Here is a 12993-nt window from a genome sequence, read left to right as displayed (position 1 = left end):
TTGTCGGTCTGTCGGCCGCGCTTCTATCGTGGCGCGGTGATCGAGGGATATATGGAACGTGAGAGCGTGACGGTCGGCCGGCGTCTCGGATTTCATGTCTCGACCGATGCCGGGGAATTCCGGGTCCGTTTCTACCGCTTGGGGAAGGAGCTTTCCTTTGTAGCGGAAACCGGGCCCTATCCGGGCGTGTTGGCCGCCCCGCCACCGCACCCGGACGGCGTCCCGGAGCATGCCTCGCCGGCCGTGGACTGGCATTGGCCGCCGTATGAGCACACGATTCCCGAGGACTGGCAGCCGGGAATCTACCTCGCCCACTTCCTTGAAGAACAGAGGGACGGCGAGGGGCCGGAGAGCCGGTCCCGGAGTGTGCCGCTGCTCGACGACGCGCACATCGAGGGTTTCGAGCGGGAGTTCTTCGTCGTGCGGCCCCGCCGGGCCGGTGCGACCGGGGCCCGCATCCTGTACAAGAAATCGACCTACACCCGGCACGCGTACAACCGCGCCGACCGGCCGGACGTCCAGCGGGCCGCCAGCCTCTACGACAATCCGGTCCACCGGCCGGCCGGTCCGGACGGGCCGCGCGGCCACCGGCTCAGCCTGCACCGCCCCGGCGGGGTCATCGATCTCGCCTACTGGGACGCGCCGTTCATCGCCTGGCTGGAGCGCAGCGGCTATCTCGTCGAGTACTGCACCGACCTCGACCTGCACGAGGATCCCGGGCTGCTGTCCTCCTACCGGCTGCTGCTCAGCGTCGGCCACGACGAGTACTGGAGCGCGGCGATGCGCGACCATGTCGCGGACTTCGTCCGGGGCGGCGGCAACGTGGCGTTCCTGAGCGCCAACACCTGCTGGTGGCGGGTCCATCCCGTGGACGGCAACAGCGCGTTCGTCTCCGACACCGACCACCACGTCGGCGCGGAGTACCCGCACCTCCCGGCGACCGACCAGTGGTGGCCGGCCCCGCCGGACGGCGTCGGCCGGCCGGAGAACGCCCTGACCGGCGTCAGCTTCCGCAACGGCGGGATGTGGCCGGGCGACTGGCCCGGCGACCGGCCGCGCGAGGGCTACCGCGTCCAGCACGCGGACCACTGGGTGTACGAGGGCACCGGGCTGCGGGACGGCTCCGACGGCGGGCCGGCCGACGCCCTGGGCGCCGGTACGCCGCTGATCGGCTACGAGTGCGATGGCGCGGCCTTCGCCCGGGACGCGGACGGCGTGGCGTACGCCACCGGGGTGGACGGCACGCCGGAGTCCTTCCTCATCTTGGGGATCTACCTCCTGGATCCGGTGCACGACGACTTCCACCACCTGAAATGGGGGCACTGGAACTGCCCGGCGCGCGAAGCGGAGATCACCGGTCCGCGCGCCGCCACCATGGGGCTCTACACCGCCGGCGGCACGGTGTTCACGGCCGGCACCACCGACTGGCCGGTGGTCTGCGGCCGGGAACTCGACGCCGGCGTGGTACGGGCGACCCGCAACGTCCTGGACCGGCTCTCCGGTGCCGGCCCGGTCACACCAGAGCGCTGAGCGCGGCCAGCGAGGCGATGCGCGCGGCCCCGTCCGGCAGTGGCGGGGCCGCGCCCGCCACCGCCCGGTCCGGCCGCCACAGATGCACCGCCCGCATCCCGTACGCCAGTGGTCCCGCGACATCCGTCTCCCACATGTCGCCGACGAACAGCGCCTGTTCGGGTCGCAGTCCGCACTCCGACAGCACCGTCCGGTAGATGAGGGGGTGTGGTTTGCGGGCGCCGGCGCGGGCCGAGCTGACCGCCACGTCGACCAGCCCGGCCAGTCCGGCGTCCTCGACGGCGCGGTCCAGGTCCCAGAACCAGTTGGAGCAGACCGCCACCGTCAGCCCCCGGGCGCGCAGCGCGGCGAGCGCGGCCGGGACGTCGTCGAAGAGCGCCAGGCGCAGGTTCTTCATCGCCCGGTCGAGGTCGGCGGCCAGGGGGCCGGCCGCCGGCTCGGGGACGCCGCAGGCCAGCGCCCGCCGCCGCAGCCGGTCCAACTCCCAGGCATGGTAGGCCCGTTCGCTGACCGAGTGGGCGGCGTGCTCCTCGCCGTCCCGCGGTCCGACGGCCCACTGGTCGCCCCACTTGTCGGCGGCCCCGGCCAGGCCACGACGGAGGAAGAGCGAGCGGTGACTGGGCGGCAGCGGGTCGACCAGCCGCACCAGCGTGCCGTAGAAGTCGAGGATCACGCCCCGGACGGCGGCGGCCCGGCGGGGTGCGGACTGGCCCGGCACCGGGCTCAGTACCGTCCGTAGCGGTGCGGGAAGTAGTCCTCCAGGCCCCCGTCCCGTTCGATGTCGAAGGTGGCGCAGTGCAGTCCGCCGCCGAACGGCCCCACCGCGCGGAACGGCACCGGCACAATCTCGAAGCCGTAGCCGGACAGCTGGTCGGCGAGCGCCACTTCCTTCTCCTCGATGCACAGGGTGTTCGGATCGAGGTTGAGCATGTTCCCGGCCAGCCACGGGCTGCAGTAGGAGAGCTTGGGCGGGTGCTCCCAACTGGCGGGCTGCACCGCCTCGATGATCTCCCAGTCGTTGCGCCGGAAGAACTCCATCAGCTCGGCGTCGGCCAGTCGCTCACCGCAGTGCAGCACCAGTCCGGGCCGCAGCGGCACCCAGGTGGCGTCGATGTGCAGCGGGTGGGTGTTGGTGGAGGTCACCGCGTGCACCCGGTGGTCGGGGAAGTGGCGCCTGAGCCACTGGTGGCCGCTGCGGTTGGTGACGAACGACAGCTGGACGAAGAGGTCCTTGCCGAAGCGGGCGATGTCGGCCGCGTCGAACAGCGGCTCCTCCTCGGTCAGTACGAGGTCGTAGTCCCGTACCCGCGCCAACTGCACTTCGGTGGGAAGGGAGTTGTAGGTGTCCCAGAACCCCGGCTTGTAGGAGGCGTCGGTCAGCCGGGGCTTGGGGGCCGCCTCCCAGCGCATCTGCGGATCGGCCCGGAAGAGCTCCTGGAGCAGCGGCCGGTAGCAGAGGTACTCGAACCAGCGGCTGCGGTACGACATGGTCGCTTCAAGGATCTCGTTGCCGACGGTCAGCAGCAGATCCCGCGGCGGCATACAGCCGGACATGGTCTCCTGCGTCCAGTCCGGGGTGCCGACCCGCTGGTCGAAGTCGACGGGGGTGGGGCGGTCGACGCGGATACCGCGGCGGCGCAGCAGCTCGGCGAAGTTGTCCAGCTGCTCGTTGGCCTCGGCGGTCATGTCGGCCGGCATCGGGCCGTAGATGCCCAGCGGGAACCCGTCGTCGGGGAAGTCGCGCCGGATCGCGGGCTCCGGCGCCTGCACCACCGCGTTGTCGGCGCGTCCGACGACGACGTGCCGCAGGGGATCCCAGCCGTTCCAGGAGTTGACCTTCACCGGGCGGGTGGCCGGATCTGCGGCCGTCGTGCCGTACTCAGTCACGTGCAAACCCTTCGATAGGGGACGTGGGAGACACCCGAGCAAAGCTGAGGCAGCGGGGGCGGCACCGTCAAGAGCCGATCATTCGGGCAGCGCGCCTTTTGCGTCAAAAGGACCTCGGCTTTGCTGTGGCGAAGCCAAGATCGGAATACCTCCCGGCCTGCCTGACGACTCTTCACGGATTCTCCCGGAGCACACTTCCGGCCGCCGGAATTTCTGGCCGGAACACTTCCCCGAGGTGGAGGGATCGGATGCCCGGGGTAGGTACAGCCGGTTCCGACAACCCGACGGAGGAGATCATGGCCGAGCGCATCTCCCGTTTGGCGGCGGGCCTGGGAGCGATGGTCCTGCTGGGCGCGGTGGCCGGCTGCGGCGCCGGCAGACCGGCCGACGCCGCGCACCGTACGGGGGAGCTCACGGTCTGGCTGACCGTGGACGCCCAGGAGAACTGGCCGGATCTGGTGGCCGAGGTCAACAAGCGCTTCCGGCAGACCTATCCCAGGATGAAGGTCACCGTGCAGTACCAGCAGTGGACCACGAAGAACCAGAAGATCGACGCCGCACTCGCCGGGCAGAAAGTCCCCGACGTGGTCGAAATGGGCAACAGCGAGACCACCAACTACCTTGTCAACGGCGCCTTCGCCACCGTCGATCCCAAGAAATTCGACCACTCCACGGAATGGCTGCCGGCCCTCCGCGACGCCTGCCAAAACGGCGGAAAGACCTACTGCGTGCCGTATTACGTGGGCGCCCGGGTCGGAATCTACCGCACCGATCTCCTCGCCAAGGTCGGTGTCGGACAGGCCCCGCGCAGCTATCCCGAACTCCGCGCCGACCTCGACAAACTCAAGGCCCGGTTCGGCGCCGCCGACAAGAATTTCTCCGCGTTCTACATGCCCGGCCGCTACTGGTACGCGGCCATGGCGTTCGTCAAGGACGCCGGCGGCGAGATAGCCGTGCAGGGCAAGGACGGCCGCTGGCACGGCGCGCTCTCCGCCGCCCGCTCCGTCGCCGGGCTCACCGCCTGGAAGGAGTTCCTCGACGCCTACTACACCGGCGACCGCTCCAAGGACAACGGCGACGAACCCGCGGTCGTCGGCCAGGGCAAGGTCGGCATGTTCTACGGCAACACCTGGGAGGCCAAGGCCGCCACCGACAGCCGCTCCGGCGGGGACCCGGCGCTGCGCGGCAAGTTCGCCACCTTCGCCTTCCCCGGCCCCTCCGGCCGACTCCTGCCGCCGTTCCTGGGCGGCTCCACCCTCGCCGTCCCCGCCAAGTCCGCGCACCAGGACCTGGCCCAGGGCTGGATCCGGCTGTTCACCGACCGCACCTCGCAGCGCCGCCTGATCGCCGCGGACACCCTGCCCAACAACACCGTCCAGCTGAAGGAGGTCGCCGCCGGCGGCGTCAACGGCCCCGCCGCCCGGGCCGCCGCACGCGGCTGGGTCACCCCGCTCGCCCCCGGCTGGGGCGCCGTCGAGAAGTCCAACGTCCTCCAGGAGACGCTCCAGGACATCGCGACCGGAAAGCAGTCCGTCCGGGACGCCGCGCGGGCCGCGGACCGCCGCATCGACGCCGTGATCAACGAGCGCTGACGCCGATGGGGACCGTGGACCTGCCCGGGCCGGCGCGTACCGCCCGCCCGCCGCACCGGCCGCGCCCGGCCCGGCCGGCCCGCCCGAGGCGCGGCCTCCGCCGACGGGCGCTGCCGTACCTGCTGATCGCCCCGACGGTGCTCGCCCTGGCCGCGGTCCTCGGCTACCCGCTCGTCGATCTGGTGGTGCTGTCCTTCCAGGACATGACCCGGCGCGAACTGTTCTCCGGGGCCGCGCCGCCCTACGCCGGGCTCGCCCACTACCGCTCGATCCTCTCCGACGGCTTCTTCTGGACCGTCGTCGGCCGCACCGCCCTGTTCACCGCGGCCTGCGTCGCGGCCACCATGGTCCTCTCGCTCCTGGTGGCGCTGCTGATGCGGCGGGTGGCGCCCTGGGTGCGGACGACGATGACCGGTGTCCTGGTCGCCGTGTGGGCGATGCCCGTCATGGTGGCGGCGTCCATCTTCCGCTGGCTCTCGGACGCCGACTACGGCGTCGTCAACTGGCTCCTGGGGCTGCTGCCGGGACTCGACTTCAGCAAGCACAACTGGTTCGAGAACCCCTGGCAGGGCTTCGCCGTCCTCACCGGCGTGGTGGTCTGGGGCGCCGTCCCGTTCGCCGCGCTCACCCTCCAGGCCGCGCTCGGCCAGGTCCCCGCCGAACTGGCGGAGGCGGCGCTGGTCGACGGCGCCCGCCCCCGCCAGCTGTTCCGCCACGTCACCTGGCCGGTGATCAAACCGACCGCCGTCCTGGTCACCTCGCTGTGCGCCATATGGGACTTCGGGGTGTTCAACCAGATCTGGCTGATGCGCGGCGGCCAGCCGGAGAAGGAGTACTACCTGCTCGGCGTCTACTCGTTCACCGAGTCCTTCGCCGTCAACCGCTACAGCGCCGGCGCCGCCATCGCCGTCCTCACCGTCCTGATGCTGCTGGCCGGCGCGGTCGTCTACGTCCGCCAGCTCGTCCACCTGGGAGCGGCCGAGTGACCACCGCCCGCACCACCGGGACCGCGCCCGGCCGCCACCGGCGCCGCGCCGCGGCGAACACCCTCGGCCTCGCCTTCGCCGCGCTGATGGCCTTCCCGCTCTACTGGATGCTCCTCACGGCCTTCCGTCCGGCCACGGAGATCCACGCCGACCCGCCGCACCTCTGGCCCGACCACCTGACGCTGGAACACTTCCGGCGAGCCCTGAGCACCCCGACCTTCTGGGCCAACGCCCGCTCCAGCGTCCTGATCGGCGTCGGCACCGTGCTGGTCTCCCTGCTGATCGGGACCCTGGCGGCCTTCGCGCTGGCCCGCTTCTCCTTCGCCGGGCGGCGGGCCCTCGTCCTGACCGTCCTCGGCGTCCAGATGATCCCGCTGGCCGGCCTGATCATCCCCATCTACCTGCTGCTCAGCGACGCCGGACTGACCGACAGCCTGCCCGGCGTGATCCTCACCTACCTCGTCTTCATGCTGCCGTTCACGGTCTGGCTGCTGCGCGGCTTCATCGCCGCCGTCCCGGTCGAACTGGAGGAGGCCGCGATGACCGACGGCTGCACCCGCCTCGGCGCCTTCCGCCGGGTCGTGCTGCCGCTGCTCGCCCCGGGCCTCGTCGCCACCTCCATCTACGCCCTGGTGCAGGCGTGGAACGAGTACGTCCTCGCCTACGTCCTGCTGTCCAGCAACGACAAGCAGACCCTCAGCATCTGGCTGCTGTCCTTCCAGACCAGCTTCGGCACCGACTACGGCGGACTGATGGCCGGAGCCACCCTCACCGCGCTCCCGGTCGCGGTCTTCTTCGCCCTCGTCCAGCGCCGGATCGGCGCGGGCCTGGCCGCCGGAGCGGTCAAGGGGTGAGCCGCCGAAGACCGGCGGACCGACTTCCGCCGGATACGGAACCTCCGACCCTGCAGGAGAACACGTGACGTTCGACCGTCTCGACCTGGTGTCCAAGCTGTACCAGCCGTCCGGCTGGCCGCGGATCCTCGAAGCCGCCACCGGGACCCGCTCCAGCGGCCCCCTGGTCGTGGACCTGGACCCGACGACCTTCTGCGACCTGGCCTGCCCCGAATGCATCAGCGGCAAGCTGCTCAACCAGGGGCGCTTCACCCCCGAACGGCTCGCCGAACTGGCCGCCGAACTCGTGGAGATGGAGGTCCGCGCGGTCGTCCTGATAGGCGGCGGGGAACCCCTCGCCCACCGGGGCACCCGCCAGGTCTTACGCGTCCTCGGGGAGGCCGGCATCGCGATCGGCGTGGTCACCAACGGCACCCTGATCAAACAGAACCTGGCCGAACTCGCCGCCTACGCCTCCTGGGTGCGGGTCTCCGTCGACGCCGGCACCAGCGAGACCTACCGGCTCTTCCGCCCCGACCGCAGGGGCCGCAGCGTCTTCGACAAGGTCATCGCCAACATGCGGCTGCTGGCCGAGGCCAAACAGGGCGCCCTGGGCTACTCGTTCCTCGTCATGACCCGGCAGGAGTCCGACGGCAGCGTCGTGAGCAACCACCACGAGGTCCTGCGAGCCGCCGAACTCGCCCACGACATCGGCTGCGACTACTTCGAGACCAAGGCCATGTTCGACGACGGCCACCACGTCATCCAGGTGCCCGACGCGATCGTGGCCTCCGTGGAGGAGCAGCTCGACAAGGCCGCCGTCCTGGCGGGCGACGGCTTCGAGATCGTCGACTCCTCGACCCTGACCTCGCTGCGCAACCGGGTCGGGCCCGTCCAGGAGAAGGACTACCACCGCTGCCGGATCGCCGAACTGCGGACCCTGGTCACCCCGTCAGGCGTCTACGTCTGCTCGTACCACCGGGGCAACGCCGGGGCCCGGATCGGGGACGCGGTGACCGAGCCCCTCCCCGAGATCTGGCGGAACTCGGACCGCGGCATCGTGGACCCCAGCCGGGACTGCCGCTTCCACTGCGCCCGCCACCGCTCCAACCTCGAACTCGACCGGATCGCGGCCGGAACGGCGGCGGGCACGCTGCCCGCCCCCGAACCCGGCACGGACCACGACCCGTTCATCTAGGGACGGGCGCGGGTACCCCGCCTACGGGCGCGAGGCACCCCGCCCACGGGGCCGGGGCACCCCGCCTATGAGGCCGGCGCCGCGGCGATCTCCGGTGCCAGGCCCGCCGCGGCCCGGGCCGGGATCACCCGTGCCCGGGGGTGCGCGGCGCCCAGCGCCCGTCGCAGCCGCGCCACCACCTCGGCCTGGTCTGCGGCCGGACAGACGCCGACCAGCGCCCCGCCGCCACCGGCCCCGCTCAGCTTCAGCGGCAGGCCGGTGGCGCGCAGGGCCAGCGACCGCAGCTCCTCCAGCAGCGGCGTGGACATGCCCTGGCAGTCCCGCATCGCGCGGTGCGCCTCGCTCATCGCCGCGCCGAGGGCACCCAGGTCCCGGCCGCGCACGGCCTCCCACGCCGCGGCCGAGGCGTCGTCGGCCCGCTCCCGGTACGCGGCCAGCCGGGCGTCCCCGGCGGCCAGTTGGGCACGCACCGAGCGGATGTGGTCGCTGGTGTCCTTCCTGGTCGCCGAGTCCAGCACGACCACGGCCCACTCCTCGGGGAAGTCGGTACGGTGCCGGATCTCCGGCAGACCGGTGGTCCGCCCGTCGAGCAGCAGCAGCCCGCCCGCGATGACCGCGAGATGGTCCATGCCCCCGCCGTTGAAGATCGCGAACTCGAACTCGTACGCCCACTGCGCCAGCGTCCGCGCCGGAACCGGCCAGTTCCCGACCGCACCGGCCGCCGGCGCCGCGGCCTCGGTGAAGGCCCGGAACAGCCCCACGATCAGCGCGGTCGAGGACGACAGGCCGCTGGCCGCCGGTGCGTCGCTGCGCGCGGTCACGGCCGGCGGCCGGGGGCCGAGCCCGGGCAGCCGCCGGCGCAGGAACGCCCACACCTCGCCGGCCCAGGCGCCGGCACCGCCGTCCGGCACCGCACCGGCGGGCGGCCGGGCACCCGGCGGCCGCACGGTGACCGAGGTCGTCAGATCCAGCGCCAGGCTGACCGAACTGCCGCCCAGCCAGTCCAGATCCTCCCCGGACAGGCAGGCCCGGCACGGCACCACCGCCTGCCCGGCCGCCGGCCCCGCGCCACGCGGCGCGGCCGTCCCGCCCTCCGCTCCGGACACCGTCGTCGCTCCGCTCATCGGGCCTGGAACCTTCCGGTCGCGCCGAACTCCCGGAACATCTCCAGGACCACGGCGGTGGGCGGGTGCAACGGCCGTGGCGGGTCGGTGAGTTCGCGGAAGCGGACCCGGGTCACCTCGTCGAGGCCGGGGGAGAGCTCGCCGGACCAGCGGCGGGCCACGAAACACAGCGCGAAGCAGTGGGTGATGTCACCGTTGGGATAGGTCAGGGTGTGGACCGCGGGGTCGGACAGCGTGCCGAACGCCTCCAGATCCTCTCGCGCGACGTACAGCCCGGTCTCCTCCGCCAGCTCCCGCCGGGCCGTCTCCGCGAAGTCGCTGCCCTCCTCGCAGGCCCCGGCCGGCAGTTCCCAGACCCCGGTGTCCGCGCGCTGCTGGAACAGCCCCCGGCCGGCCGCGTCCAGCAGCAGGACCTGCGCACCGGGCAGCAGCAGCGGCCGGCTGCCCACCTTCTGCCGCAGCTCCCAGACGTACGAGCCGACATAACTCACCTGAATGTCACCTTTCGTGCCGCCATATCCATATGTGTGGAGGCAGGCTGTCATGCCGCGGGCTCGCCGGCCAGCCAGCCCGGCACCGCGTGCGGGGTGGCGGCCAGCCAGCGCACATACCGCTCCACGCCCGCCCGGACGTCGATCCGCGGCCGCCAGCGCAGCAGTTCACGGCACTGCTCGGTGGCCGCATAGCCGCCCAGCGGGTCGCCCTCCGGCAGGGGAGTGGTCACGAAATGCGCCCGGGGGAAGTGCGGGGCGATCAGCTGACCGACCTCGCGGACCGAAGTGGGCACGCCCGTACCGACGTTGACGGTCGCCCCGGCCATGCCCTCCTCCACCAGCGCCAGCGCGGTGGCCGCCGCGACGTCCTCCACGTGGACGAGGTCGCGCACCTGCACCCCGCCTCCATTGAGCCGCATCGGGCGGCCCAGCCGGGCCTGCATGGACAGCCAGGCGACCATCCACGAGTGGCTGCCGGGCTTGGGGACCTGCGGATCGCCGTACACCGAGAAGTACCGCAGCACCGCGTACTCGGGGGTCTGCGGGCCGCTCAGCAGCAGCCGGGTCTGGTGCTCCGCCCACAGTTTGGAGTTGGCGTACACCGACACCGGCAGCAGCCGCTGGTCCTCGCGGAAGACCTGCGGCCCCCGTACGGACGGATCGCCGTTCCCGTACACCGCCGCCGACGACACCAGCACCAGCCGGCGCACCTCGGAAGCCGCGACCTCCTCCAGCACCACCTGGGTGCCCTGGACGTTCGCCCGGAAGGCGATGTCCGGCCGCCGGGTGCACGCGGCGACATCGGCATAGGCCGCGGCGTGCACCACATAGTCGGCCCCGGCGAGCACCTTGCGCACCGCTTCGCGGTCGCAGACGTCCCCGACCACCAGGTCCGCCCCGAGGCTGTCGACCCCGAACAGCGCCGAGGGCACCGCCTCCGGATAGGCGTCCAGCCGGTCCAGCATCGTCACCTCGGCGCCCGCCCGGCGTAACAGCCGGACCAGCCGGCTGCCCACCAGGCCGGCCCCGCCGGTCACCACCACCCGCGCCTCCCGGAGTTTCTCCAGCCGCGCCGCCACCGATTCCCCGAAGACGCCGGGCCCCGCGCTCTCCGTCCCGTTGCCGTCATTACCGGGCGTATTGCCGCTCCTCCCGGCGCTCCCGTTTCGTTCGTTTCGTTTGTTTCCGTTCACCGTTCCCGGCATGGGGTCCCTCTCTGTTCCGGGCATGGGGTCCCTCTCTTCCGCAAAACCGCACAGGCCGACCCGGCATGGGCCGGCGGTCAGCATGTCCGCCGCCGAATCGCGGCGGCCAGAGCGCCATTTCGGCAGTCTTGCGGCCCGTGTACGGACCGCCGTACTGTCCGGATTCACGTGCCGGGACGCCCCGGTGCGGTACGGCGCAAAAGACCGGCGGGTCGGCCTCCTTGCCCTTGCCCAAAAGCGGAGAACCGGAGGAATTGATGACGCGATATCGGCTGAGCGGGGCCGTGATGACCCACCCCAGACGCCGTGCCGCCGCGGAACGGCTGGCCCGCGCCGCTCCGCCCGGAGCCCTGCGCGTCGTCATGGACCCGGACCCGGCCGGCAGACCGTCCGTATTGCGGACCGCGCTGTGCGCCTGGGAGGCGATCGAGGACGGCGCCACCCATCAACTCGTCGTCCAGGACGACATGATCCTCTCCGATACCTTCTTCGCCCGCGCCCGGACGGCGATTGCCGAGATGCCCGACGCCGCACTCGCGCTTTTCGCGCTCTGGGACTCCCGGAACGGCGCCGCGGTGCGTTTCGGCGCCATGACCGGCGCCCGCTGGGTCGGTGCGGTCAACGAGTACTTTCCCTGTGTCGCCATCATTCTGCCCAGGGAAGTGGCCGCCGGATTCGCGGCCTTCGGCCGGCGCCATCTCGACAGCTGGCCCGACGACATCCTGATGAACCGCTACTTACGTGCGCACGGAATCCCGGCATACGTTTCGGTGCCCAGCCTCGCCGAACACGAGGACCACGGCAGCATCTCCGGCAACGCGTTCCGCGGACCGCGCCGTTCGGTGTGCTTTCTCCCGCAGGACGTTCCCCGAAGCGAAGGCACCCGACTGACCGGACTGCGGGTGCTGCCGTTCTTCAAACAGGGCGTCGCACAGTGCGCGGTACGCGTCGACGATCCCCGGGCCGGACACGACCCGCGCCTACCCCACGGCCCCGGCTCCCGCCCCGGCCGCTGGCTGCACCTCGACTGCGAGCAATACCTGGAGGGCGCCGGCGTCCGCATCGGTAGGCACCAACCGGCCATCGTGCGAATGGCCGAAGCCACCACCCCCGAGGCGGCCAGGGGCGCCTGGCTGACCGCCTTCACGATGGGATTCGTCCAGCAGACGGACGGCCTCCGCTGCGACCCGCCGACGGACGGCCCAGGCCGCGACCACAGCCCGGCCACCGCACCGGACCCCGCCGTGCTCGCCGAAGCCCTCGCCACCATCGGCCCCGGCGGGATCAGTTACGCCCAGTCGGAACGGCGGATCGCCGAACAGCGCGACGCACTGGCCCGCATCGCCCGGGCCGGCCTGGAAGCCGGCCGCGAAGCCGCCACCCCCACGCGCCCGTCCCGCCGGCCCCGCACCGCACCCACCCCCAACCACCCGCCCGCCCCCCGCCCCGTCGACATCCTCGGCGCCGACACCCCCCTCGCCGAACACCTCGTCCGCGGCCTGGCGGACGCCGGCCACCAGGTCACCCCCCTCACCAGACGGCCCACCACCCGCCCCACCCGCGCCGTCCTGGACCTCACGCCCCTCACCCAACCGCCACTCACCTCTCCCACCCTCATCACCCTCCAACTCACCACCGAACCAACCCCGTTCACCCTCCAACTGGGCGACCTCTACGGCCCCGGCTGCCCCCACGACTCACGCATCGGCCGCCTGGTCTGGGACGCCCTGCGCAGCTACCCCCTCACCCTCGACGACCCCGCCGAGATCCTGCGCCCGCTGCACACCCGCGACCTCGTCGCCGCCCTGTCGGCGCTGCTCCGCACACCGCCCGCCGAGCCGGTGTCGGGACTGGCGGAAGCCCCCGTCACCGCCACCGACCTGGCGGAGGCCATCCGCACCGCCGTCCGCCCCGTCCCCCTCGCCCCATCCCCACCGGGAAACGCTTCCCGCCGCACTCCACAGACCGCTGCCTGGCCCCCACCCCCACCCGGCTGGAAACCCGTCACGGACCTCCACTACGGACTCCACACCCACGCCCAATGGCTCGCCTACGAAGGCATCCATCTCGCCTTGGAGGTATGAACTCCCTTACAAAATAAGGTAGTTGAAGGGAATGGGTGGCGGGGGCTCCCGCCCCGCTCC

The 12993-nt window shown here is 72.0% G+C and carries 11 protein-coding genes; 6 read left to right on the top strand and 5 right to left on the bottom strand.

Annotated features, from left to right (window positions below; genetic code table 11):
- Positions 1-51 precede the first annotated feature (51 nt).
- Positions 52-1530 (top strand): N,N-dimethylformamidase beta subunit family domain-containing protein, encoded by a 1479-nt coding sequence (locus ACRAS8_RS02165; protein ID WP_438490323.1) that lies wholly within the window; start codon positions 52-54, stop codon positions 1528-1530.
- Here ACRAS8_RS02165 and ACRAS8_RS02160 read toward each other — a convergent pair.
- Both ACRAS8_RS02160 and ACRAS8_RS02155 read right to left on the bottom strand, forming a co-directional pair.
- Positions 1514-2248 carry an HAD family hydrolase gene (locus tag ACRAS8_RS02160; protein WP_438484025.1) on the bottom strand — a complete coding sequence of 245 codons (735 nt, stop codon included), beginning with the start codon at positions 2246-2248 and terminating at the stop codon, positions 1514-1516. The genes ACRAS8_RS02165 and ACRAS8_RS02160 overlap by 17 nt on opposite strands.
- Positions 2249-2253: 5 nt before the next feature.
- Positions 2254-3417: a serine/threonine protein kinase gene (locus ACRAS8_RS02155; RefSeq protein ID WP_438484024.1), complete on the bottom strand. Its 1164-nt coding sequence runs from the start codon at positions 3415-3417 to the stop codon at positions 2254-2256.
- Between the two features lie 296 nt (positions 3418-3713).
- Between ACRAS8_RS02155 and ACRAS8_RS02150 the strand changes: the two genes are divergently transcribed.
- The 4 genes from ACRAS8_RS02150 (at position 3714) to ACRAS8_RS02135 (ending at position 8026) form a co-directional block, all read left to right on the top strand.
- Complete coding sequence (locus tag ACRAS8_RS02150) at positions 3714-5009, top strand: extracellular solute-binding protein (protein ID WP_438484023.1); 1296 nt, start codon at positions 3714-3716, stop codon at positions 5007-5009.
- 5 nt (positions 5010-5014) lie between these two features.
- On the top strand, positions 5015-5995 hold the full coding sequence (locus ACRAS8_RS02145) for a carbohydrate ABC transporter permease (RefSeq protein WP_438484022.1): 981 nt from the start codon (positions 5015-5017) through the stop codon (positions 5993-5995).
- A complete protein-coding gene (locus ACRAS8_RS02140; protein ID WP_438484021.1) occupies positions 5992-6849 on the top strand; it encodes a carbohydrate ABC transporter permease in 858 nt (285 codons plus the stop codon). Before ACRAS8_RS02145 ends, ACRAS8_RS02140 begins: the two co-directional genes overlap by 4 nt.
- A gap of 64 nt (positions 6850-6913) precedes the next feature.
- The gene (locus ACRAS8_RS02135) at positions 6914-8026 is read left to right on the top strand and encodes a radical SAM protein (RefSeq protein ID WP_438484020.1); all 1113 of its coding nucleotides are present in this window, start codon (positions 6914-6916) and stop codon (positions 8024-8026) included.
- Between the two features lie 65 nt (positions 8027-8091).
- Here the strand turns inward: ACRAS8_RS02135 and ACRAS8_RS02130 are convergent, their stop codons facing one another.
- The 3 genes from ACRAS8_RS02130 to ACRAS8_RS02120 are packed head-to-tail and all read right to left on the bottom strand — an operon-like array spanning position 8092 to position 10723.
- Complete coding sequence (locus tag ACRAS8_RS02130) at positions 8092-9150, bottom strand: mevalonate kinase family protein (protein WP_438484019.1); 1059 nt, start codon at positions 9148-9150, stop codon at positions 8092-8094.
- The gene (locus ACRAS8_RS02125) at positions 9147-9641 is read right to left on the bottom strand and encodes an NUDIX domain-containing protein (RefSeq protein ID WP_438484018.1); all 495 of its coding nucleotides are present in this window, start codon (positions 9639-9641) and stop codon (positions 9147-9149) included. Before ACRAS8_RS02125 ends, ACRAS8_RS02130 begins: the two co-directional genes overlap by 4 nt.
- Before the next feature lie 50 nt (positions 9642-9691).
- Positions 9692-10723 (bottom strand): NAD-dependent epimerase/dehydratase family protein, encoded by a 1032-nt coding sequence (locus ACRAS8_RS02120; RefSeq protein WP_438484017.1) that lies wholly within the window; start codon positions 10721-10723, stop codon positions 9692-9694.
- A gap of 383 nt (positions 10724-11106) precedes the next feature.
- Here ACRAS8_RS02120 and ACRAS8_RS02115 point away from each other — a divergent pair, with 383 nt between their 5' ends.
- Complete coding sequence (locus ACRAS8_RS02115; RefSeq protein WP_438484016.1) at positions 11107-12933, top strand: hypothetical protein; 1827 nt, start codon at positions 11107-11109, stop codon at positions 12931-12933.
- Positions 12934-12993 lie beyond the last annotated feature (60 nt).

The organism is Streptomyces sp. S186 (assembly GCF_051603415.1).
Lineage (GTDB): Bacteria > Actinomycetota > Actinomycetes > Streptomycetales > Streptomycetaceae > Streptomyces.
This window is presented reverse-complemented; position numbering and strand designations above follow the sequence as displayed.

Bases quoted from the DNA above. Each gene is read 5' to 3' on its own strand.
- ACRAS8_RS02145 (WP_438484022.1), top strand. From the start codon at position 5,015: ATGGGGACCGTGGACCTGCCCGGGCCGGCGCGTACCGCCCGCCCGCCG.
- ACRAS8_RS02115 (WP_438484016.1), top strand. From the start codon at position 11,107: ATGACGCGATATCGGCTGAGCGGGGCCGTGATGACCCACCCCAGACGC.
- ACRAS8_RS02150 (WP_438484023.1), top strand. From the start codon at position 3,714: ATGGCCGAGCGCATCTCCCGTTTGGCGGCGGGCCTGGGAGCGATGGTC.
- ACRAS8_RS02165 (WP_438490323.1), top strand. From the start codon at position 52: ATGGAACGTGAGAGCGTGACGGTCGGCCGGCGTCTCGGATTTCATGTC.
- ACRAS8_RS02130 (WP_438484019.1), bottom strand. From the start codon at position 9,150: ATGAGCGGAGCGACGACGGTGTCCGGAGCGGAGGGCGGGACGGCCGCG.